Source organism: Muriicola sp. (assembly GCF_049669965.1).
Classification (GTDB): domain Bacteria; phylum Bacteroidota; class Bacteroidia; order Flavobacteriales; family Flavobacteriaceae; genus Muriicola.
The window spans coordinates 1-18,743 of the sequence record NZ_JBATLB010000281.1; the positions used below are offsets into that span (position 1 = coordinate 1).

An 18,743-nucleotide genomic window follows, 5' to 3' on the forward strand; every position below is an offset into this window, starting at 1 on the left:
TCAGATATTTTTACCTGTTTTTTTCCATAGTCAAAAGATACCATAACCACAGGAACCTTGGCCTGTTTAGCGATATAATAAAACCCGGTTTTCCATTGTGTTACTTTCTTGCGCGTGCCTTCCGGAGACAAAGCCAATCGGAAAACATCGCGTTGTGCAAATATGTTGGTGGTATGAACTACCGTATCACTGTTCCTGCTGCGGTCTATCGGAGTACCTCCCATCCACCTGAAATACCAGCCGAAAGGCGGTTTGAACAAACTGTGCTTCCCAATAAAATTAATTTCCATGTTAACAATGCTCCGCACTAACAGGCCAATAAAAAAATCAACCCAACTGGTATGGGGTGCCACGATGACTACACATTTTTTTATTTCAGGAAAAGGCCCGATCAGCTTCCATCCCATAAGCTTAAAAAATATAAATTTACTCAGTACACGCATAGACAGGAAATGTCGTTTGTTTTAATTACTAAAAATTGGAGTTAGAAGATCTATCTTACTAGATTGGCAAGAACGTGAAAAAAATCGGTGCCTTCCAAAAAAAAAAGAAGATTAAATTTTCCGATAGATCTTCTTCAGAGTATCCCTACTAATTTGCGTTTTCCAGGAGGATCCCAGTGCGTTCTCCCACAAAGGTTCCATGCTCAAGGATACTGATATCATCGTACTCATATCTTCTTCAGAAAGTTCCCGACAAATTCCTGAGGGCAAATTGATCTGATGTTGTGCCAACATCTTGCGAAAAAGTGCCACGCCTTCCGGATAATATTCTTCTAAATGTTGAAAAACAAGACAATTTCCAAGACCGTGTTTAACACCAAGCACATAAGATAATCCATAGCTTAAAGCATGCGCGACCCCTACCTGAGAATAAGCGATGCTCATACCTCCATGCCAGGATGCCATCATCAGTTTTTCCCTGGCTTCAGAAGGAGTCAGAGATCCCAGAAAAACCTCCTTGCAAAGGTCTAGTGCCTTCTCGCCGTAACTTTGACTAAACGCATTTAAATAGGTGCCATTTAACGACTCTATACAATGAATAAAGCAGTCCATCCCCGTATAGAACCATTGATCTTTTTCAACGCCTTTAGTAAGATCCGGATCTAATACAACCTGATCAAAAGTAGTGTAGTCCGAATTTATACCTAATTTTCTATTTGGTCCCAATAATACAGTGGTCCTGGAAACCTCTGCACCTGTTCCGCTGATGGTAGGAACACCCACATGATAAATAGCTGGTTTACCAACCAGGTCCCAACCTTGGTATTTTGAGGCAGATCCGGTATTGTTGAGCATAATGGCTACAGCCTTTGACATATCCAAAAGCGTACCCCCGCCAATGCCTACAATTCCTGAAGGTGCCTCTTGAAATTCCGATTTGATCATTAACACCAAGGCGTCTACCTGTTCAGTCTTGGGTTCCTCATCTGCACTAATAAATACTATCTTATCATTAAAAAGCAGCGGGATCCTGGATGTTAATGGAGTGCCTTCAAAGACATCATCTATCAGATAAATAATAGGAGCTTCCGAATTCTTGCGTTTTGGTAATAAAATATCCCCCAATTGATCAAAACAGCCCACTCCAAAAATCACTCTGGGCACCATAGGGAAGTTCTTATAGATAGCTGGGGTTCCTTTCTTTGTCATATGCAATGTCAAATCTTTCTTTTCGTCCATAAGGGATTTACAAGTATTTTACTAATTCCTTGATGCCAGACAAGGTTAGGTGATTGTTCTTAATTTCATCAGTAGGTACTTCTTCATGCGCCCAGGTAGTATGAAATGGTATATGAACCGCCTGTGCTCCTATGGATAAAATGGGTAAAACGTCAGATTTTAAACTATTCCCCACCATTAAGAACTCCGATACATCTATTTCCAAATGATCCAATAAATTCATATAATTTACTTCCTTTTTATCGCTTAATACCTCTACATGATGAAAATAGGTTGATAAACCTGATCGTTCCAATTTCCTTTCCTGATCCAGAAGATCGCCCTTGGTAAGTACTATCAATCGGTAGTTATCCGATAATCTCTTTAAAACCTCTTCTACATTCTCCAACAATTCTACTGGATGCGAGATCATGTTTTTACCAAGATTCAAAATTTCCATTAAGGTTGTTTGTGAAACCTGACGATTTGAAATATCTATAGCAGATTCTATCATAGATAGAGTAAAGCTTTTGATACCATAGCCGTAGAGGTCAAGGTTATCGATCTCGGTTCTAAACAATTCCTGGTCTATCTTATTTTTTGTTTCATACTTTTCTAACAATGTGGCAAACTGTTCTTCGGCTTCCCTGAAATACGTTTCATTTACCCATAGGGTATCATCGGCATCAAAACCTATCACTTTTATGTTGCTGAAATCTACTTCCATGCAGCCTTCGCTTTTTCAAGATCCTCGGGGGTGTCTATTTCGATTCCTGTAACCTGGGTCTCTACCATTTTTATCTTTTTCCCGTACTCCAAATACCGTATGGCCTCAATTTTCTCGGCCGCCTCCAATGGAAGCATAGGCAAACGCTTAAAATCTATTACGGCCTGCTTTCTAAAAGCATAGACCCCTTTATGTTTGTAATAGGTAGGTGTTTTATCTGTAGCCCTTGGGTAAGGGATCACTGATCTTGAAAAGTAGAGCGCAAAATTCTGTTGATCTACGATCACTTTAACCGTATTGGGACTTTGGATGTCTTCCGTTTCGGTAATTTGGGTCATAAGGGAGGCAAGATCTATCTCCCCTGCTTTGTCTTTTTGGAATACCTGAATTAGGCTTGCCAGGCTTTCCTTATCCGTAAAAGGTTCATCTCCCTGTACGTTTACAACAATATCTATATCCATATTGGCTACGGCCTCGGCAATTCTATCGCTGCCACATTCGTGTTCCTCTATACTCATTATGGCCTTTCCGCCATTGTTAGTTATGGTATCGTAAATAAGGGTGCTATCCGTTACCACGTACACGGCATCAAAAAGCTCTGTGGCTACCGCAGCTTCATAGGTGCGCAGAATGACCGGTTTACCCGCAAGATCCTGCATTAACTTCCCCGGAAAACGGGAGGCAGCATAGCGGGCGGGGATCATTGCAATAATATTCATAGGAAAGCCTTCTATATTAAGATTTATGTATGCGTCTGGGTCGTAATTTTCTATAGATCGAAAATATTAAAATCAATATCATAATAACTAGAAAAATGGCAATTGCAGGTGCGATCACGGCAACCACGGCTACCAATAAAGAGGTTGTGGTTTCAATAAATGAAACGATCGGATTCCCAAAACCAGCAGTGGTAGCAGTAGATGCCAATCTGCCAGTAGCTGAAGCTCCCTTGATGGCTGTAGCGGTTCCCCCCCCGGCAATGATAGCTAAAGACCAGGTTATAACAGGGTCGAGATCTGCCATAGTTGCCACCATGACTGCCGTACCGGCTAAGGCGGCGAGAGGGAGTGCGACACTATCCAGTAAATTATCAACATATGGGATAAAATATGCAAAGATCTCAATAATAGTTGCTACGCCCAGTGTAATGAGGGCAGACAGGCTTCCGATCCACTCCCAATGCTCGTTCAGATCCCACATTCCGAAATAAGATGCGGCACTGAGGACGAACAAGGGTAAAAACACCCTAAAGCCCACCGATGCGGCTAATCCAACTCCTAAAAAAATGCTGATTATGGTTTCTGAAGTCATGCTAAAGCAATCTACATACTAAAGTAATGCATTCTCAATCAAGAAAAAAATCGTCCTTAAATCCAATCAAATACAATTTTTCCCTTGCTCTGGTGATGGCTGTATACAGCCATCTGAAATACTCCTTGTCTGGCCCCGAAGGCAAATAAGGTTGTTCTACAAAAACACTGTGCCATTGGCCACCCTGGGATTTATGGCAGGTGATGGCATAAGAAAATTTTACCTGTAAGGCATTAAAAAAAGTATTGTTCTTTACCGCCAGGAATTTCTTGTATTTTGAGGATTCCTTGGCATAGTCTTTCATAACCTCCTGATATAGTTTATTGCCATCCTCATAGGACAGAGAAGGGGTCTCTGCTGTTAGCGTATCTAGTAATAATACAGTCTCAAAAGGCTTCTGATTAGGATAGTCTGTCATTCTTACTTTGACCTCTGCAAATTTAAAACCGTAGAGATCTTTGAACGCAAATATCTCCAAAACCTCTACAATATCGCCGTTGGCTATAAAGCCTGCCTCAGATTGGGGTTTTAACCAGAAATAGTTGTTCTTAACTACCATTAAAAAGTCTCCTACAGATAATTCATTCTCAAGAAAAAGAATGCGTTTCCTGATGTTGTCATTGTACAAATTAGCCCTCTTATTGGAACGAACCAATAAGGTGGTTTCTTCCTTTCCCTGAACTGAGTAGGCCTCTTCAATGGCTTCCTGTATCTCATACCCATCTGTTAAACGCACAATATCCTTAAAGGACCTGAGCTGAAATTGGAAGGCATCGAACATATTGTTCTGAAGCTGGTCCCTAAGCTGTGTGGCATTTACAAGAATTCCAGAATCCTGAGCCTGCCGTACCACTTCATCTAATTCTATCAGTGTCACTTCCTTTCCAAACTGATTATGCAAATGTTTTTCATCCAGGGCAGGGCTCAATGATAAGTGTACCGGGGGTAATTGGGCGGTATCTCCTATCAGGATTAGTTTACATTGATGTCCCGAGTAGACAAATTGAATAAGATCATCTAAAAGCGATCCGTTTTCAAAGAGTTTTGAGTCTGATGGGGCATCGGGTATCATAGAGGCCTCATCTACGATAAATACTGTATTTCTGTGTTTGTTGGGAGCTAGAACAAAACGGATTCCCCCACCCCGCTCTTTTTTAGGAAAGTAGATCTTTCTATGAATGGTGAAAGCCTGGGTCTTTGAATAACTAGACATCACCTTGGCGGCTCGCCCTGTTGGGGCCATCATAACAGACTTAAGAGATGTTTTCCAAAGATTGGTAACCAGGTCGCCTATGATAGTAGTTTTTCCTGTTCCGGCAAATCCTTTTAATAAAAAGAGCTGATCCTTATTCTCTGACATCAAAAATTCGGACAGTAGCTGCAGGGTTATATCCTGCTTGGCCGTAGGCGTATGCGGGAATTTATCTTTTAAAAGTGCGTAAAAAGTAGATGCGGTAAGAGTAACCATAGGCCTTCAAAGATAAACAGGATTTTTGGGCCAAAAACTTTTACGATTGAAAAAAAATTGTAGATTTGTTGGAACCGCTAAATTTAATTAATACTTGTTCAAATGAAAACCATCTTTCAAATAATACTTTGGATTGCCTGTATTGGTTTGGGTTACCTGATATATCGCTCTGTAACCGGCCCCATCGAATTCAAAAAAATAAAACAAGAACGCTTTGACAAGGTAATTTCCGTTCTCAAGGATATCCGAAACTCTCAGGAAGCCTACAAAACAGTAAACGGTAAATTTGCAAATGACTTCAACAGTTTGATCGCTTTTGTGGATACAGGGAAGTACACCATTACCCAGAGAAGGGATTCTTCCTACATGGAATTTGACAAGACCTATGGGATTGATCTATTACAAGAAGTAACTATCATTGATACTTTAGGCTTTATAGCAATTAAAGATTCACTCTTCAAGGGAGATACCCGCTATAAGTCCATGATGAATGTTCCTTATGCACAGAATAATCAGACTTTTGAAATGAAGGCAGACATCATCGAAAAAAGTGGTTATAAAGCGCCTGTTTTTGAAGTAAAAGTCAAAAAGGATATTATCCTATACGATCAGCCAAAAGATCTTTTAGCAAGGGAAAATGTACAAATCAGTGTTGAAGAGGTTAATGGTACTGAAATAAAGGTAGGATCTCTTTCAGAGGTGAGCACCAATGGAAACTGGCCCCCTATTTATGACAAAAAAGGAGACCAATAACGAACTTATAAACGACCTAATTCTGGAAGATTATCATAAATTGTCCATTCAGGTTAGCCTGAATGGACTTTCTTTTTGCATTCTTGACACTATTGGGAAAAAGATCGTAAAGGCCGAAAAGCAAAGCTTTGATAATAGGCTTACCCCTTACGAGGCTCAAAAGGAGTTAAAACGGTTCATTAAAAAGCAACAGATTAAAGAATACGCCTTTTCTGAGGTCGTGGTTGTCCACAGAAATGACTTGTTCTCCCTGGTACCAAAAGTGTTGTTCGATCCCAATGAACTGGCAAATTATCTAAAATTCAATACCAAGATTCTCGCCAATGATCTTCTGGAATACGACGAGATACCTGCTTTTGAGATGGTAAATGTCTATGTCCCTTTTGTGAACATCAATAACTTTATCTATGAATTATTCGGGGACTTTGAATTTAAACATCACGGTACCGTTCTAATAGAATCACTTTTGAGCAGCAATGCGCATAGTTCAGAAGGTATCTGCTATGCGTACGTGACGGCAGATGAACTGGATCTGATCGTCCTTCAGAATAAAAAACTGATCTTTTTCAATAATTTCTCCTATCACACGCCAGAGGATTTTCTGTATTACCTCCTTTTTACCTGGGAACAACTGCATTTAGATCCGAGTGAAATGAAGTTAAAACTTTTCGGATCTATAAAAGAAGACGACCCTATGTATTCCCTTTGTCAGAGTTACGTGCAGAATATATCCTTGTATATCCCAGGGCTACCAGATGATCTATTAACTGATGAAACGGCGCAAAATGCAAATTATCTAGCCATAAACGCCTTATAAAATGCGAATAATTTCGGGTACCCATAAGGGAAGAAGGATCATAGCCCCAAAAAATCTTCCGGTACGTCCTACGACCGATATGGCCAAGGAAGCTTTGTTTAATATTCTGGGAAATCGGTTTTATTTTGAGGAGATAAGCGTCCTTGACCTCTTTGCCGGAACAGGCAATATGAGTTTTGAATTTGCTTCGAGAGGTTGTACGGCCATTACCAGCGTAGATAGTCATCCCGGCTGTGTTAAATTCATAGCGGCGAAAGCAGGAGAATGGAATTTTAAGATCAGGGCCATCAAAATGGATGTCTTTAAATTTTTAGGATCCGTTGGGGAAAGCTACGATCTTGTTTTTGTGGATCCGCCTTACGATTTGTCTCTTGAACAATTCTGTGACATACACCGCCTAGTATACGAACACAATTTTCTAAAACCAGATGGCATGTTGATCATAGAACACTCAAAACGAATGGATCTTTCCCATCTTGCCCACCATGCTTCTGTAAGAAAATATGGGAGTAGTTTATTTAGTTTTTACGAAAGTGAAGCGTAAAAGAAAAAAGCAGATCATAAGCCGGATTCTGTTACCTTATTAAGGTTCCTTATCATTTATCTGGATCTGTGGTTACCCAAAGATTCTATCCGCCTACCCTTCAGCTTGGACGTGCCGCCCTCAAACACTGATATACATGACGTTTCACCGCATAGAGTTTACATGATTTCACTACAGCTTAACCTGTACATTCTTTCTGTTGCACTAGTCCGCCTCAGCCCGGGAAACCCGGGACGAGTGACGGGTGTTACCCGCTATGCCGCACTATGGTGTCCGGACTTTCCTCCCCCTGCATACACAGGAAGCGATAAGGTGATCTGCTTAGGTCAAAGGTACAGCAATTGTTGATAAAAATTAGGTATTAGCTGTCAAAAGAAAGTCCATAAACAAACGCTATTTTTATATTTGTAAGCAAGGCTTAAAGTCTGCCTGGAATTCCTTAAAACTGTAGCTGTGGAACCTTTTATCGTTTCGGCCCGAAAGTACAGACCCCAAACATTCAAAGATGTTGTGGGGCAGGAGGCTATTACCAATACGCTGGTGAATGCCATAGATAACAATCACCTGGCACAGGCCTTGCTTTTTTGTGGTCCAAGGGGTGTTGGCAAGACCACCTGTGCAAGGATACTTGCCAAACAGATCAACAGGGATGGTACCGAAAAGGAAGATGAGGATTTTGCCTTCAATATCTTTGAACTCGATGCGGCTTCCAATAATTCTGTAGACGATATACGAAATCTTATCGATCAGGTACGTATTCCGCCCCAGGTAGGGAAGTACAAGGTGTATATCATTGATGAAGTACATATGCTCTCCCAATCGGCTTTTAATGCCTTTCTGAAAACACTGGAAGAACCACCCAGACATGCTATTTTTATCCTGGCCACCACTGAAAAACACAAGATCATCCCTACCATACTTTCAAGGTGCCAAATATTTGATTTTAAACGTATTACTGTTTTAGATGCTGCCAATTATCTACAGTATATTGCGGAACAACAAGGAATAAATGCAGAGAGTGATGCCCTACATATCATCGCCCAAAAAGCAGATGGGGCATTACGAGATGCGCTTTCTATTTTTGACCGGGTAGTTAGTTTTTCCGGAAAAGAGTTGACGCGAAAAGCGGTTACCGAGAATTTGAATGTCCTGGATTACGACACCTATTTTGAAGCTACCGATCATATTCTAAACAACGATATTCCAAAAATCCTCCTGTTATTTAATAAAACCTTAGCTCTGGGGTTTGAAGGTCATCATTTTATTATTGGCCTGGCTTCCCATTTCAGAGATCTGATGGTTTGCAAACATCAGGACACTATAGCCTTACTGGAAGTGGGCGAAAATGCAAAGAAACTATACTTAGAACAGTCCAAAAAGACCTCACAGGAATTTCTATTAAAAGCCCTGGAGATTGCGAATCAGGCAGACCTGCAATACAAAAGCAGCAAGAATGCCCGTTTGTTAGTAGAACTGGCTCTTATGAAGCTGGCTTCGCTCTCGTTTAATGCTGAAAAAAAAAATCCTGACCAGAACCATAGTCTCCTCGAACTAGGGCAGTTAATTCCTGCTTCCTTTTTTCATCGAGTATCGGGTCCAATTGTTATTGAAACCATAGCTCCCGAACCCATTCAATCCCTTGCTACAAAGCAAGACAAAGAGGACATAACAAGCCTTGATCAGCAGAAAGACTTAGCACTAGCAAATTCTGAACTAGCTGACAGTACAGAAGTTGACAATGATACCTTTACGGAAACTGCCTCTTTGATTAGTGAACCTGCGCGTAAAATTAATATTAAAGATCATCCTAAACGCGTTTCGGGTCTTTCCATTTCCAGTATCAAAGCCAAAAAGACACACGAGCTCAACAAGATAGAGGTCACCTATGACGAAGATTCACTTCCGGACGATACTTTTACAGAGGAAGAGCTGCACAAACATTGGCAGGCGTATGTTAGTATACTAGACAAAGAAGGAAAGAAGATCCTTGCCAGTAATCTCAGTTCCGATATTCCGAAGATCAAGGATGAAACAACCATTGTCATTGAATTGCCAAATGACACCATGAAAAAAGAGGTGGAGCGGGAGCAGTTGGGATTAATGAACTTCCTAAAACAGGCCTTGCATAATCATCATCTACAGTTATCAATTTCAGTAAATGAAGAGACCATTAAAAAATATGCCTTTACTCCCCAGGAGAAATACGATAAGCTCCGGGAGAAAAATCCGGCTATCGATCTTTTGCGAAAAACCTTTGATCTAGACCTTTGATCTTTTTGTGACCCATGTATGGAGGGTCAAAATAAACATGATACTGGCAATAATAAACAACCCCAATGCCTCTCTCCCCCGTTCAATATTCTCCAGATTCCCTTCTTCCAGGATAATCCCTTCATAAATATCGGGCCAAACGATTATTCCACCAATGCTATAGACAATCCCTAAAAACAACCCAAGAAGGGTGTTAAATCGTCCCAGAAAATAAAATAAACAAGCAGCGCAAGGGATGGCATAGATCCCCATCCAGAGTATGGCATCCGGGTCGTTCCATTGTACCATTCCCGCTAAAGCGAACAGGATCATAAAGATAAATGCCACCCATCTAATAACTCCTTTCATAAATAGTACCATATTACAAGTAACAGATCCAAGAATGAGGATACTCTAAAGATAGTATTTAGATGGGGAATGGCATACGAGATACAAAGGATCCAGGATATAATTGGTATTTTTACTTTGAGAATAAAAGAAAGACCATGCTTGGACTTAAACTACCTACAGACCCCAGATGGGTCAATATCGTTGAGATGAACATTGACGAGATCCTTACCGATCATGCCTATTGCGAACAAAAAGCAGCCAGCACTGCCATCTCTCTTATAGTTAGTTTTCCCGAATACCCAGAACTTATTCAGGAAATGATAGCTTTATCCAGAGAGGAAATGGGGCATTTTAAAATGGTGCACGACAAGATCTTAGCCAGAGGAAAGACCCTGGGAGAGCATAGAAAAGATGAGTATGCCATAGCCCTGCTAAAATTCTTTCCCAAAGGAGGTTCAAGAACCACTCAGTTGGTACACCGACTCTTATATGCCGCCCTGATCGAGGCAAGGAGTTGTGAACGATTCAGATTATTATCTGAAGAACTCAAGGATAGGGAGCTCTCGGAGTTCTATCGCGCCCTTATGGTCAGTGAAGCTTCACATTACACCATGTTCCTGAAATTTGCCAGGAAGTACGGTAACCGAAAGGAAGTGGATGCAAAATGGGACGCGCTTTTAGAGTATGAGGCCACCATCATGAAATCACTGGGCACTAAAGAGAATATACACGGATAAGACCTATACCTCTTTTAATTTATACGTCCAGACCATACTTAGCAGTAGCATAGCCATAAAAAAAAGTAATAAAGTCTCGTAGTTGAACCACTGTGCAATAAAACCTATCCCCGCCGTTAGGATGGTAAAACATCCTATTAAAGTATTTGAAAGGGCAATGTATAGCGGCCGTTCTTTTGCGGGTGCAAAATCTGTCAGGTAGGTCTTCCTACTTAATCGAGCTCCCCCATGTGCCATCATGTTTAAAAGGATCAGCGGGGCAAATAAATAAATGGTTTGCATTGAGGTTTCCAAATACATAAATCCAAAAACCAGACAGCAATTTAGGATTCCAAAGGCCGCGATGGCCATCATCAATTTACGGGAGGACCTATCTGCAAACATCCCCCAAAAGGGACTGGAGACCATGGCTGCGATCCCTGAAGCAATTACAAAGACCCCAAGTCCTGTAATCCTGGATTGTGTAGTCTCCTTACCAATTAGGACAAAAAAAGGCTGCGCCAACGGAATAGCCATTAAGAAGGCCCTGGCTAATATAAAATATTTAAGGTTTTTATCCTCTTTCAGTAAATGAGTGCCAGCCTTTAATTCCTGAAGTGCAGTTCTGCCACCTTCCGTTGCCCCCGGTTCTTCCCGGATTAAAAGAAAGAGTATCCCTGCCAGAGACCACAAACAGGCTGCCATACCAACTAAAAGTAGGATAATTGTCATCGTATCCCACACCGAGACGTAATAATAAAGTCCAAGCCCAAATATCAAGGTAAGAATTCCTCCTCCAGTGGCCCTTGTGGCCAACAACTTCCCCCTGGTCCCCTTAGGTATGGTTTTGCCCATTACATCTTTAAAAGCGACGGAAGAAACACCACTGGCAATACTAAAGAGCAATAATAAAATTACAATGGCAACACCAATTTCAACTCCTTCAAGAACAAGGAAAGAAATTCCCATAAAAAGCACTAATACCGCCTGTACAAATGCTGGTATCCCCCAGAAATACTTCCTTACAGGGAATTTCCTTATGGAACCAGAAACAGCTAATTGGGGTAACAGACTTCCAAGGTTCTTAAGTGGGACAAGCATCCCTGAAATGGCAGAGCCACTACCTGTTAACGACAAAAGCCAGGGCAAGGTAATACTTGGGCTTACGAGTTGTTCCGCTAGTTTTGAGCAAAATCCGCTTAACGCATTCTTTGCAAAATTTCCAGGCACCTGTTTACAATGTTCTTCCCCAATAGATTCACAACTGCGAGTTTCAAATTCGAGTTTTAATAGTGTAGATTCCTTTTTATTCATCTTGAAGAAGCCTTAGTATCGGGGAGCTTTGATACTGCTTTGAGTTTATCGAGGTAATATTCATACAAGGCGAATTGAGAACGAACCTTGGGTTTTTTATTGTGCACATAGCAATTATCCTGAAGTGCATTGAATTTACGCGCTTTTACATTATCGCTCCAGGAGATCTCAAAAGTGTCTATAAGCTCTTTCTTAATTTCGGGATCGTAGATTGGACAGCCTACTTCCACCCTGTTTTCAATATTTCTGGTCATCCAGTCGGCCGAGGAAATACATACCTTTGGGTTCCCATCATTCGCAAAGATGAATAATCTTGGATGCTCCAGAAATTTATCCACAATACTGATGGCTTCAATGTTCTCACTCATTCCTTTTACCCCGGGGATCAAACAGCATATACCTCGAACGATCATCTTGATCTTCACCCCCGCCCTACTGGCTTCATACAACTTGTCTACCATTTTGTAGGAGGTTAAGCTATTCATTTTGATCTTAATGTACGCTTCCTTACCCAGCTTCACATTCTCTATCTCCTGATCTATCAGTTTTATAAAGGCGCTTTTCGTATAATGGGGAGAAACTATTAGATGCTTGTATTTATTGATCTTATAGGTAGTTTCGAAAAAATCGAAAACCATGTTCAATTCCTTTAAAATCTTTTCATTTGCTGTAAACAAAGTATAATCTGTGTATATCCTGCCAGTAGCTTCATTAAAATTCCCAGTACTGATAAATCCGTAGCGGTTTAATCCTTCGTTTTCTTCCCTTTCTATGAGACATATTTTACTATGCACCTTTAATCCGGGTACCCCAAAGATCAGTTTAACTCCTTCTTCCTGTAATTGTTCTGCATAGCCAATATTTGCTGTTTCATCGAAACGGGCACGCAACTCTATCTGTACCGTAACCTGTTTTCCATTCTTTGCGGCGTTGATCAGGGAAGCCACCACCTGGGAATCGTCCGCAAGTCTGTAAACAGTGATCTTTATGGTCTTCACCTTCGGATCTAGGGCTGCCTCCCGAAGAAACCGAATGATATAAGAAAATTTGTGGTAAGGTGTATACTGCAAATAGTCTTTTTCGGCGATCTGACCCAGAAAACTTCCCTCCGCCTCAACACCTTTGATAGGCAGGGGTTTAATTTTTTCATACATGAGTTCTACTTTTCCCAGGCTGGGAAAACTCATATAATCTCGTCTATTGTGATAACGTCCTCCAGGGATAACACTGTCTGTATCGGTAATACCCATTTTCCCTGTAAGGAACTCAAGGGTATCTTCTTCGATGTTCTTGTCATACACAAAGCGAACAGGATCGCTGATCTTACGGTTATCTACACTAGAGGATATTTTTTCTATAAAACTTTTGCTGAGATCATTGTCTATATCGAGTTCTGCGTCCCTGGTGATCTTGATCATGTGCGCCGAAATGGAGGTGTAATCAAACATGGAAAAGACACTGTCCAGACAATAGCGTATCAGATCATCAAGGATAATAATGTAATGCCGGTTCCCTTCTTGGGGCAGTACCACAAACCTATCAATTCCTTTGGGTATTTCAATGAGGGCATAACTTTTCTCTGTCATGGGTGCTTCTGGCACGGAAACGCTCTCGCTTCTAAGGACCATTTTAATAGCGAGATAGGCAGCCGAATCCTTGAGCATTGGAAATTCGTTAAGATCATTGAGAATAATGGTCATTAGCTGCGGACTCACCTTTTCTAAAAAGTAGGTTTTTAAAAAAACAGACTGTTCCTCGGTTACCTCCTCTTCGTTAATGATAAAGATATTCTCCGCTTCCAATTCTTTTTCTATATCTCTATGGATCTCTAAACTACGGGTTTGTTGTGCAATCACTATTTTGGTGATCTCTTCCAACAGGTCCTTAGCCACTTCACCGCCCAGAACGCTTTTACCCGACTTGCCTGCCTCTACAATACGTTTTACGGTGGCATAGCGTACTTTAAAGAATTCATCCAGGTTATTCGAGAAAATCCCAAGAAAACGCAGCCTTTCAATGAGCGGCACTCTTTTATCCGCACTTTCCTGCAATACCCGGTCATTAAAATGTAACCAGCTGATTTCTCTGTTTATATACTGATTCTTTGTTTTGATCATATCCTTAAATCTTTAGGCAGAACCACCTTTTCAGTTTTACCTTTTTGTACATCTTTCCATTTCGGCACCTTAAAAGACAAGTGAACCAAGCCGGTGGTTGGCACATTGTCTATATAAATATCTCCAAATATATTCGCCACTTCGGTGAACGCATGGTTATGCCCAAAGATCATTACTATTTGCTGTGAATCTGGTAAATTCCTTACAAATTGCAGCACGTCTTCTCCCGAAAAATCATATAAATCATCCGTTAGGGAAAAATTGGAATAAGGGATCTTAAGATTCCTCAAAAATATGACACAGGTATGCAGGGCTCTGATAGCCGGGCTAGAATATACTGCATTGACCTTAATCTTCCATGAATTAAAATGATGAGAAACCCTGTGAGCATCTTGTATCCCAATTTCTTTTAAAGGTCGGTCCCTGTCCTCCACCCGATAGTCCCAGGACGACTTGCCATGTCTTACCAATATTAGATGTCTCATACTTTTCTACTTTTAAAAAAACGGTACTTCCGGGCAGGTCAATTTTAGATCGGAACCAATGTAAATAAAGATTATGGTGCTAGTCTTTCTATTTTCCAATTATAATCTTCTCCCAGGGTGTATCGGATCCTGTCGTGCAATCTGTTAGGTCTTCCCTGCCAAAATTCTATGGATATTGGAGCCACTAAATATCCTCCCCAATTAGCAGGGCGGGATATTTCCTTTTGCTCGTACTGCGCTTCCAATTTCTTTAACTTATTTTCCAAAACATCTCTGGAAGGGATCACTTCACTCTGATTGGAGGCGATTGCACCTAATTTACTACCTGTGGGCCTGCTTTCAAAATACCCATCGGACATATTCTCTGCGATCTTTGAAACAGTTCCCTTTATAATAACCTGCCTTTCCATGGCTGGCCAAAAGAAGGAAAGACACACCTTTGGGTTATTATCTATAGCCTTGCCTTTTTCACTACTGTAGTTGGTGTAGAAAATAAAACCTTCATAAGTATATCGCTTTAATAATACGATCCTTCCTTTGGGAAATCCATCGAGTCCCAAGGTAGATATGGTCATTGCATTGGGTTCATCTACAGAGCCCGCTTTTTCTATTTCATGAAACCATTTCTGGAAAAGCTCCATGGGATTATCGGAAATAGCATCCTCCATTAAGGCGCTTTTCTCATATGATTTTCGATAATTTCCCAGATCTTTTTTCATGCGTTTTTAAGCAATATCTTGTTGTAACAAAGTTGGTGAAAACTTAACAAAAAGGGAAATTGCAAACTTCTTTTATCGTTAAATTAGTAGCAATCTACCATCTTCTGCCAATTGAACATTGCTAAAATAAGGGATTGCTTCCTCTATAAAGGCTTCCTTCTTCTTGTACCTGACAGAAAAATGACCTAAAATTAGAAGTTTCACTCCGGCTGCTTTCGCAATCTTTGCGGCCTCGGCTGCGGTTGAATGCTTTGTCTTAGTGGCCATCTCGGCTTCAGAATTCAGAAACGTAGCTTCGTGATACAAGACATCTGCCCCTTTGATCCATTCGGTTATTTGAGGATCGTAGGCCGTATCACTGCAATAGGCATAACTCTTAGGCTTAGGAGGATCTAAGGTGAGCCGTTTGTTTAATATCTTTTTGCCGTTGTCCAGAAGTACGTCTTTTCCTTTTTTGATGTTCTTGAAATAAGCCTTATCTATTTTATAGGTAGTTACCGCTTCTATGTCCAAGATCCGTTCTTTTACTTTTTCGCGAAAGAGAAAGCCATTGGTATAAATTCGGTGGGATAAGGGGATGGTGGAAATCATGACTTTATCATCCTCATAGATCTGTACAGGTACTTTTTCCGCCAACTCATGAAAGACAAGGGTAAAACTCGTCCAGGAATTCCCCACTCGCAAAAGCATTAGCACCACTTCCTTTAAGCCTACCGGACCATAAATATGCAGTTCCTTTTCCCGCCCCAGTAATTGAAAGGTAGCGATTAGGCCGGGTAGGCCAAAAAAGTGATCGCCGTGAAGATGGGAGATAAAAATGTGGTTGATCCTGGAAAATTTGATCTTGTGTTTTCTCAGTTGTACTTGTGTTCCTTCGCCGCAGTCTATTAAGAATAGGTGATCTCGTATTTCCAGAATTTGAGCTGTTGGGTTCCCCATAAGGGAAGGGGTTGCCGCGTAACATCCCAAAATATGAAGTTTCATAACCGTTCAATCAATTCTTATAAATACTGGGTAGCCTCCTCAATGGAGAAATTTGAGCGAAAACTAAAAGCATACGCAGTTTCTCCGTTGGCATTCAGATGGTCTAATCTTCTTTTTGCCTCTTCTAAGCTTATCTCCGATTCTTTGGTATACCAGCATACCATGTGATTCTCTTTTAGTTTGGAAAACCACTCTTTCCTCCTTTTGTAGATCTCCACATGAGCTGTCTGATAGGTAAAGGCCATTAAAGATTCCCTTGATTCCCACATGGACATATTAAGGACCAAGGCAGGATCACCAAATACCTCAAATACATCATTAGAAGGTTCTTCTATCCAACGCCAAACAAAGCCTGGACTGACCTCCGCCAAGGCATTGATCCTGGCCGTATTATTCACAAAATCGGCCATCCGCGGATCCTCTAATCTATATTGTGCCCGGGCGATATTAACTTGAGCGAAATGCGTTGTCATTGTTTACAGTTCAAGGTCTCGTTCAATGTCTTCCATCTCAATCAGGTCCATTGCTTCCTGTATCGTAGGGACCAGGCTAATCGCATCGGGCACCTCATCAAAAGATACTTTATCGGTAACCAATACAAAAGACTTATTGGCTTTTCTGTGTTGGTTAGATAATTCCAGGAATTCCAGAATCTCATCAGAACTGAGTCTTGAGAAAGAGAATAAGTTAACGATGATATGGTCGTTCTTTAGTTTTTCATAGGCCGCTTTTAAATTTTCTGCAAATTTTAATAGGGCGATGTTTTCCTGATACACTATGGTGCTATTGCCTTCCCTTTCGAATATCATAAGCTGCTATTTTATTTGTGATGCCAATAAATAAATAACGGCCATACGGATGGCCACACCGTTTTCTACCTGGTGAAGAATAATAGATTGTGAAGAATCTGCCACATCGCTGGTGATCTCTACCCCTCTGTTTATAGGGCCTGGATGCATAATAACGATCTCCTTTTTCAGACTGTCGAGTGTATGTCTGTTGATCCCATATTGCTGGGTGTATTCTCGTGTGGAAGGGAAGTAACTCATTTCCATCCGTTCGTTTTGTACCCGCAACATGTTGGCAACATCACACCATTCCAGGGCTTTTTTAAGATTGGGTTCTACACTAACGCCAAGTGATTCAATATGCTTGGGAATCAATGTTTTGGGGCCACATACTTTCACTTCTGCACCCTGCAGTTTTAAGGCAAAAATATTGGAGAGCGCCACCCTGGAATGTAGAATATCGCCTACGATCACTACTTTTTTACCTGCCACATCTCCTAATTTCTCACGGATGGAATAGGAATCTAACAAGGCTTGTGTAGGATGTTCATGTGCCCCGTCCCCGGCGTTAATGATCGCCGCTTTTACATGCTTGGATAAAAAGATACAAGCTCCGGGATTTGGATGCCGCATTACCACCATATCTACTTTCATAGACAGGATATTGTTAACGGTATCTATAAGCGTTTCCCCTTTTTTTACGGAGGATTGTGAAGCGCTAAAATTTATAACGTCTGCAGATAGGCGTTTCTCAGCTAACTCAAAACTTAGTTTAGTACGCGTACTGTTCTCAAAAAATATGTTGGCAATAGTAATGTCACGAAGGGAAGGTACTTTTTTGATGGACCTATTGATCACTTCTTTGAACTGATCGGCTGTTTCGAAAATCAGTTGAATATCCTTTTTGTTCAGATATTTGATTCCCAACAGGTGTTTCACACTTAGTACCGACATACTTTTATTTGTTTACTAAATAAACCACGTCCTTTCCCTCATTTTCTTCCCACATCACTTTCACTTTTTCATCATTGATAGCATCTACCTGTCTCCCTCTGTAGTTAGGCTGTATGGGTAAATGCCTGCTAAACCTTCGGTCTATCAGGGTCAATAATTCTATTTCCTGAGGTCTTCCAAAAGACTGGATCGCTGTTAAAGCAGCGCGTATACTTCTTCCGGTGTACAACACATCGTCTATTAAAACAACATTCTTCCCTTCTATCAGAAAATCTATATTGGTGTTACTCGCTTCCAGGGGCTTATCGCTCCTTCGAAAGTCATCGCGGAAAAAGGTAATATCTAACAGTCCCAGTTTAATATCTGGAACCTTGTATTCTTCCTTAAGGATCTTTGCCAAGCGGTTGGCTAAATAGCTACCCCTGGGCTGTATTCCTATTAAAACGGTATCAGAGAAATTCAGATGGTTTTCTAAAAGTTGGCAAGCCAGGCGATGTAAAATTATATGGATTTCTTTAGAGGAAAGAAGTACTTTTTGACTCATGGTTTGCGCGACCAACATATTTGACATCAAAAATAGCGATTTCTATTCAATAAAAAGGAACCCTGTAAAATATCATCCCGCACCATGAAGGGTTATATCGTGAAAAGGCTAAAAAAAAGCCCTGACATTGCGGCCAGGGCTTTACTCTATGTTTACTTAGACAATGTAAAAGCTTACTTCTTTTTGCTACCGGCTTCCATTTTGTCTTTCAACGCTTGCAATTGCTCATTGGCGTCGCCC

At 40.9% G+C, this 18,743-nt stretch carries 21 protein-coding genes and 1 other RNA gene; 5 read left to right on the forward strand and 17 right to left on the reverse strand.

Annotation, left to right across the window (positions count from 1 at the left end):
* From WBM49_RS13750 to WBM49_RS13775, 6 genes are all read right to left on the reverse strand, one after another.
* Positions 1-443, reverse strand: a 443-nt coding sequence (locus WBM49_RS13750; protein WP_424372617.1) for a 1-acyl-sn-glycerol-3-phosphate acyltransferase, incomplete at its 3' end; no start/stop codon positions are given.
* A gap of 111 nt (positions 444-554) precedes the next feature.
* Positions 555-1,682 carry an iron-containing alcohol dehydrogenase family protein gene (locus WBM49_RS13755; RefSeq protein WP_424372618.1) on the reverse strand — a complete coding sequence of 376 codons (1,128 nt, stop codon included), beginning with the start codon at positions 1,680-1,682 and terminating at the stop codon, positions 555-557.
* Positions 1,683-1,689: 7 nt separating this feature from the next.
* The gene (locus WBM49_RS13760) at positions 1,690-2,388 is read right to left on the reverse strand and encodes an HAD family hydrolase (protein WP_424372619.1); all 699 of its coding nucleotides are present in this window, start codon (positions 2,386-2,388) and stop codon (positions 1,690-1,692) included.
* On the reverse strand, positions 2,379-3,107 hold the full coding sequence (gene kdsB / locus WBM49_RS13765; protein ID WP_424372620.1) for a 3-deoxy-manno-octulosonate cytidylyltransferase: 729 nt from the start codon (positions 3,105-3,107) through the stop codon (positions 2,379-2,381). Before kdsB ends, WBM49_RS13760 begins: the two co-directional genes overlap by 10 nt.
* Before the next feature lie 16 nt (positions 3,108-3,123).
* The gene (locus WBM49_RS13770) at positions 3,124-3,699 is read right to left on the reverse strand and encodes a DUF4126 domain-containing protein (protein WP_424372621.1); all 576 of its coding nucleotides are present in this window, start codon (positions 3,697-3,699) and stop codon (positions 3,124-3,126) included.
* A gap of 34 nt (positions 3,700-3,733) precedes the next feature.
* Positions 3,734-5,167, reverse strand: a complete 1,434-nt coding sequence (locus WBM49_RS13775; protein WP_424372622.1) for an ATP-dependent DNA helicase — start codon at positions 5,165-5,167, stop codon at positions 3,734-3,736.
* A gap of 102 nt (positions 5,168-5,269) precedes the next feature.
* Here WBM49_RS13775 and WBM49_RS13780 point away from each other — a divergent pair, with 102 nt between their 5' ends.
* From WBM49_RS13780 to WBM49_RS13790, 3 genes are read left to right on the forward strand one after another with little or no spacing between them, the layout of a single operon-like run.
* A complete protein-coding gene (locus tag WBM49_RS13780) occupies positions 5,270-5,920 on the forward strand; it encodes a hypothetical protein (RefSeq protein WP_424372623.1) in 651 nt (216 codons plus the stop codon).
* On the forward strand, positions 5,898-6,737 hold the full coding sequence (locus tag WBM49_RS13785) for a DUF3822 family protein (protein WP_424372624.1): 840 nt from the start codon (positions 5,898-5,900) through the stop codon (positions 6,735-6,737). Before WBM49_RS13780 ends, WBM49_RS13785 begins: the two co-directional genes overlap by 23 nt.
* 1 nt (position 6,738) lies before the next feature.
* Positions 6,739-7,281, forward strand: coding sequence for an RsmD family RNA methyltransferase (locus WBM49_RS13790; RefSeq protein ID WP_424372625.1), 543 nt, complete (start codon positions 6,739-6,741; stop codon positions 7,279-7,281).
* 2 nt (positions 7,282-7,283) lie between these two features.
* On the opposite strand, the gene rnpB is transcribed toward WBM49_RS13790, so the two are convergent.
* Positions 7,284-7,605: RNase P RNA component class A (gene rnpB, locus WBM49_RS13795), an RNA gene on the reverse strand.
* A 129-nt stretch (positions 7,606-7,734) separates the two neighbouring features.
* Here rnpB and WBM49_RS13800 point away from each other — a divergent pair.
* Positions 7,735-9,552, forward strand: coding sequence for a DNA polymerase III subunit gamma/tau (locus WBM49_RS13800; protein WP_424372626.1), 1,818 nt, complete (start codon positions 7,735-7,737; stop codon positions 9,550-9,552).
* Here the strand turns inward: WBM49_RS13800 and WBM49_RS13805 are convergent.
* The gene (locus WBM49_RS13805) at positions 9,541-9,900 is read right to left on the reverse strand and encodes a transmembrane 220 family protein (RefSeq protein ID WP_424372627.1); all 360 of its coding nucleotides are present in this window, start codon (positions 9,898-9,900) and stop codon (positions 9,541-9,543) included. The two genes, WBM49_RS13800 and WBM49_RS13805, sit on opposite strands and share 12 nt — an antisense overlap.
* 137 nt (positions 9,901-10,037) lie before the next feature.
* On the opposite strand from WBM49_RS13805, the gene WBM49_RS13810 reads away from it, so the two are divergent.
* Positions 10,038-10,619: a tRNA-(ms[2]io[6]A)-hydroxylase gene (locus WBM49_RS13810; protein ID WP_424372637.1), complete on the forward strand. Its 582-nt coding sequence runs from the start codon at positions 10,038-10,040 to the stop codon at positions 10,617-10,619.
* Between the two features lie 3 nt (positions 10,620-10,622).
* Here the strand turns inward: WBM49_RS13810 and WBM49_RS13815 are convergent, their stop codons facing one another.
* The 9 genes from WBM49_RS13815 to pyrR all read right to left on the reverse strand — a co-directional run bounded on the left by WBM49_RS13815 (position 10,623) and on the right by pyrR (position 18,503).
* Positions 10,623-11,912: an MFS transporter gene (locus WBM49_RS13815; protein WP_424372628.1), complete on the reverse strand. Its 1,290-nt coding sequence runs from the start codon at positions 11,910-11,912 to the stop codon at positions 10,623-10,625.
* Positions 11,909-14,029, reverse strand: a complete 2,121-nt coding sequence (gene ppk1, locus WBM49_RS13820) for a polyphosphate kinase 1 (protein ID WP_424372629.1) — start codon at positions 14,027-14,029, stop codon at positions 11,909-11,911. The genes WBM49_RS13815 and ppk1 overlap by 4 nt, the downstream gene beginning before the upstream one ends.
* The gene (locus WBM49_RS13825; RefSeq protein ID WP_424372630.1) at positions 14,026-14,514 is read right to left on the reverse strand and encodes a SixA phosphatase family protein; all 489 of its coding nucleotides are present in this window, start codon (positions 14,512-14,514) and stop codon (positions 14,026-14,028) included. Before WBM49_RS13825 ends, ppk1 begins: the two co-directional genes overlap by 4 nt.
* Before the next feature lie 71 nt (positions 14,515-14,585).
* Positions 14,586-15,233 (reverse strand): pyridoxamine 5'-phosphate oxidase, encoded by a 648-nt coding sequence (pdxH, locus tag WBM49_RS13830; RefSeq protein WP_424372631.1) that lies wholly within the window; start codon positions 15,231-15,233, stop codon positions 14,586-14,588.
* 78 nt (positions 15,234-15,311) lie between these two features.
* Entirely contained in the window at positions 15,312-16,217 is a 906-nt protein-coding gene (locus WBM49_RS13835) for a ribonuclease Z (protein WP_424372632.1), read from the reverse strand.
* A gap of 17 nt (positions 16,218-16,234) precedes the next feature.
* Positions 16,235-16,690 (reverse strand): DUF3291 domain-containing protein, encoded by a 456-nt coding sequence (locus WBM49_RS13840; protein WP_424372633.1) that lies wholly within the window; start codon positions 16,688-16,690, stop codon positions 16,235-16,237.
* A gap of 3 nt (positions 16,691-16,693) precedes the next feature.
* On the reverse strand, positions 16,694-17,026 hold the full coding sequence (locus WBM49_RS13845; protein WP_424372634.1) for a ribonuclease Z: 333 nt from the start codon (positions 17,024-17,026) through the stop codon (positions 16,694-16,696).
* Between the two features lie 6 nt (positions 17,027-17,032).
* Positions 17,033-17,959, reverse strand: coding sequence for an aspartate carbamoyltransferase catalytic subunit (locus WBM49_RS13850; RefSeq protein WP_424372635.1), 927 nt, complete (start codon positions 17,957-17,959; stop codon positions 17,033-17,035).
* 4 nt (positions 17,960-17,963) lie between these two features.
* Complete coding sequence (gene pyrR, locus WBM49_RS13855) at positions 17,964-18,503, reverse strand: bifunctional pyr operon transcriptional regulator/uracil phosphoribosyltransferase PyrR (RefSeq protein WP_424372636.1); 540 nt, start codon at positions 18,501-18,503, stop codon at positions 17,964-17,966.
* Between the last annotated feature and the right edge of the window lie 240 nt (positions 18,504-18,743).

What these genes read in the sequence shown, in the direction of transcription:
- WBM49_RS13755 (WP_424372618.1), bottom strand. Translation starts at nt 1,682, where the DNA reads ATGGACGAAAAGAAAGATTTGACATTGCATATGACAAAGAAAGGAACC.
- WBM49_RS13760 (WP_424372619.1), bottom strand. Translation starts at nt 2,388, where the DNA reads ATGGAAGTAGATTTCAGCAACATAAAAGTGATAGGTTTTGATGCCGAT.
- kdsB (WP_424372620.1), bottom strand. Translation starts at nt 3,107, where the DNA reads ATGAATATTATTGCAATGATCCCCGCCCGCTATGCTGCCTCCCGTTTT.
- WBM49_RS13770 (WP_424372621.1), bottom strand. Translation starts at nt 3,699, where the DNA reads ATGACTTCAGAAACCATAATCAGCATTTTTTTAGGAGTTGGATTAGCC.
- WBM49_RS13775 (WP_424372622.1), bottom strand. Translation starts at nt 5,167, where the DNA reads ATGGTTACTCTTACCGCATCTACTTTTTACGCACTTTTAAAAGATAAA.
- WBM49_RS13780 (WP_424372623.1), top strand. Translation starts at nt 5,270, where the DNA reads ATGAAAACCATCTTTCAAATAATACTTTGGATTGCCTGTATTGGTTTG.
- WBM49_RS13785 (WP_424372624.1), top strand. Translation starts at nt 5,898, where the DNA reads ATGACAAAAAAGGAGACCAATAACGAACTTATAAACGACCTAATTCTG.
- WBM49_RS13790 (WP_424372625.1), top strand. Translation starts at nt 6,739, where the DNA reads ATGCGAATAATTTCGGGTACCCATAAGGGAAGAAGGATCATAGCCCCA.
- WBM49_RS13805 (WP_424372627.1), bottom strand. Translation starts at nt 9,900, where the DNA reads ATGAAAGGAGTTATTAGATGGGTGGCATTTATCTTTATGATCCTGTTC.
- WBM49_RS13810 (WP_424372637.1), top strand. Translation starts at nt 10,038, where the DNA reads ATGCTTGGACTTAAACTACCTACAGACCCCAGATGGGTCAATATCGTT.
- WBM49_RS13815 (WP_424372628.1), bottom strand. Translation starts at nt 11,912, where the DNA reads ATGAATAAAAAGGAATCTACACTATTAAAACTCGAATTTGAAACTCGC.
- ppk1 (WP_424372629.1), bottom strand. Translation starts at nt 14,029, where the DNA reads ATGATCAAAACAAAGAATCAGTATATAAACAGAGAAATCAGCTGGTTA.
- WBM49_RS13825 (WP_424372630.1), bottom strand. Translation starts at nt 14,514, where the DNA reads ATGAGACATCTAATATTGGTAAGACATGGCAAGTCGTCCTGGGACTAT.
- pdxH (WP_424372631.1), bottom strand. Translation starts at nt 15,233, where the DNA reads ATGAAAAAAGATCTGGGAAATTATCGAAAATCATATGAGAAAAGCGCC.
- WBM49_RS13835 (WP_424372632.1), bottom strand. Translation starts at nt 16,217, where the DNA reads ATGAAACTTCATATTTTGGGATGTTACGCGGCAACCCCTTCCCTTATG.
- WBM49_RS13840 (WP_424372633.1), bottom strand. Translation starts at nt 16,690, where the DNA reads ATGACAACGCATTTCGCTCAAGTTAATATCGCCCGGGCACAATATAGA.
- WBM49_RS13845 (WP_424372634.1), bottom strand. Translation starts at nt 17,026, where the DNA reads ATGATATTCGAAAGGGAAGGCAATAGCACCATAGTGTATCAGGAAAAC.
- WBM49_RS13850 (WP_424372635.1), bottom strand. Translation starts at nt 17,959, where the DNA reads ATGTCGGTACTAAGTGTGAAACACCTGTTGGGAATCAAATATCTGAAC.
- pyrR (WP_424372636.1), bottom strand. Translation starts at nt 18,503, where the DNA reads ATGAGTCAAAAAGTACTTCTTTCCTCTAAAGAAATCCATATAATTTTA.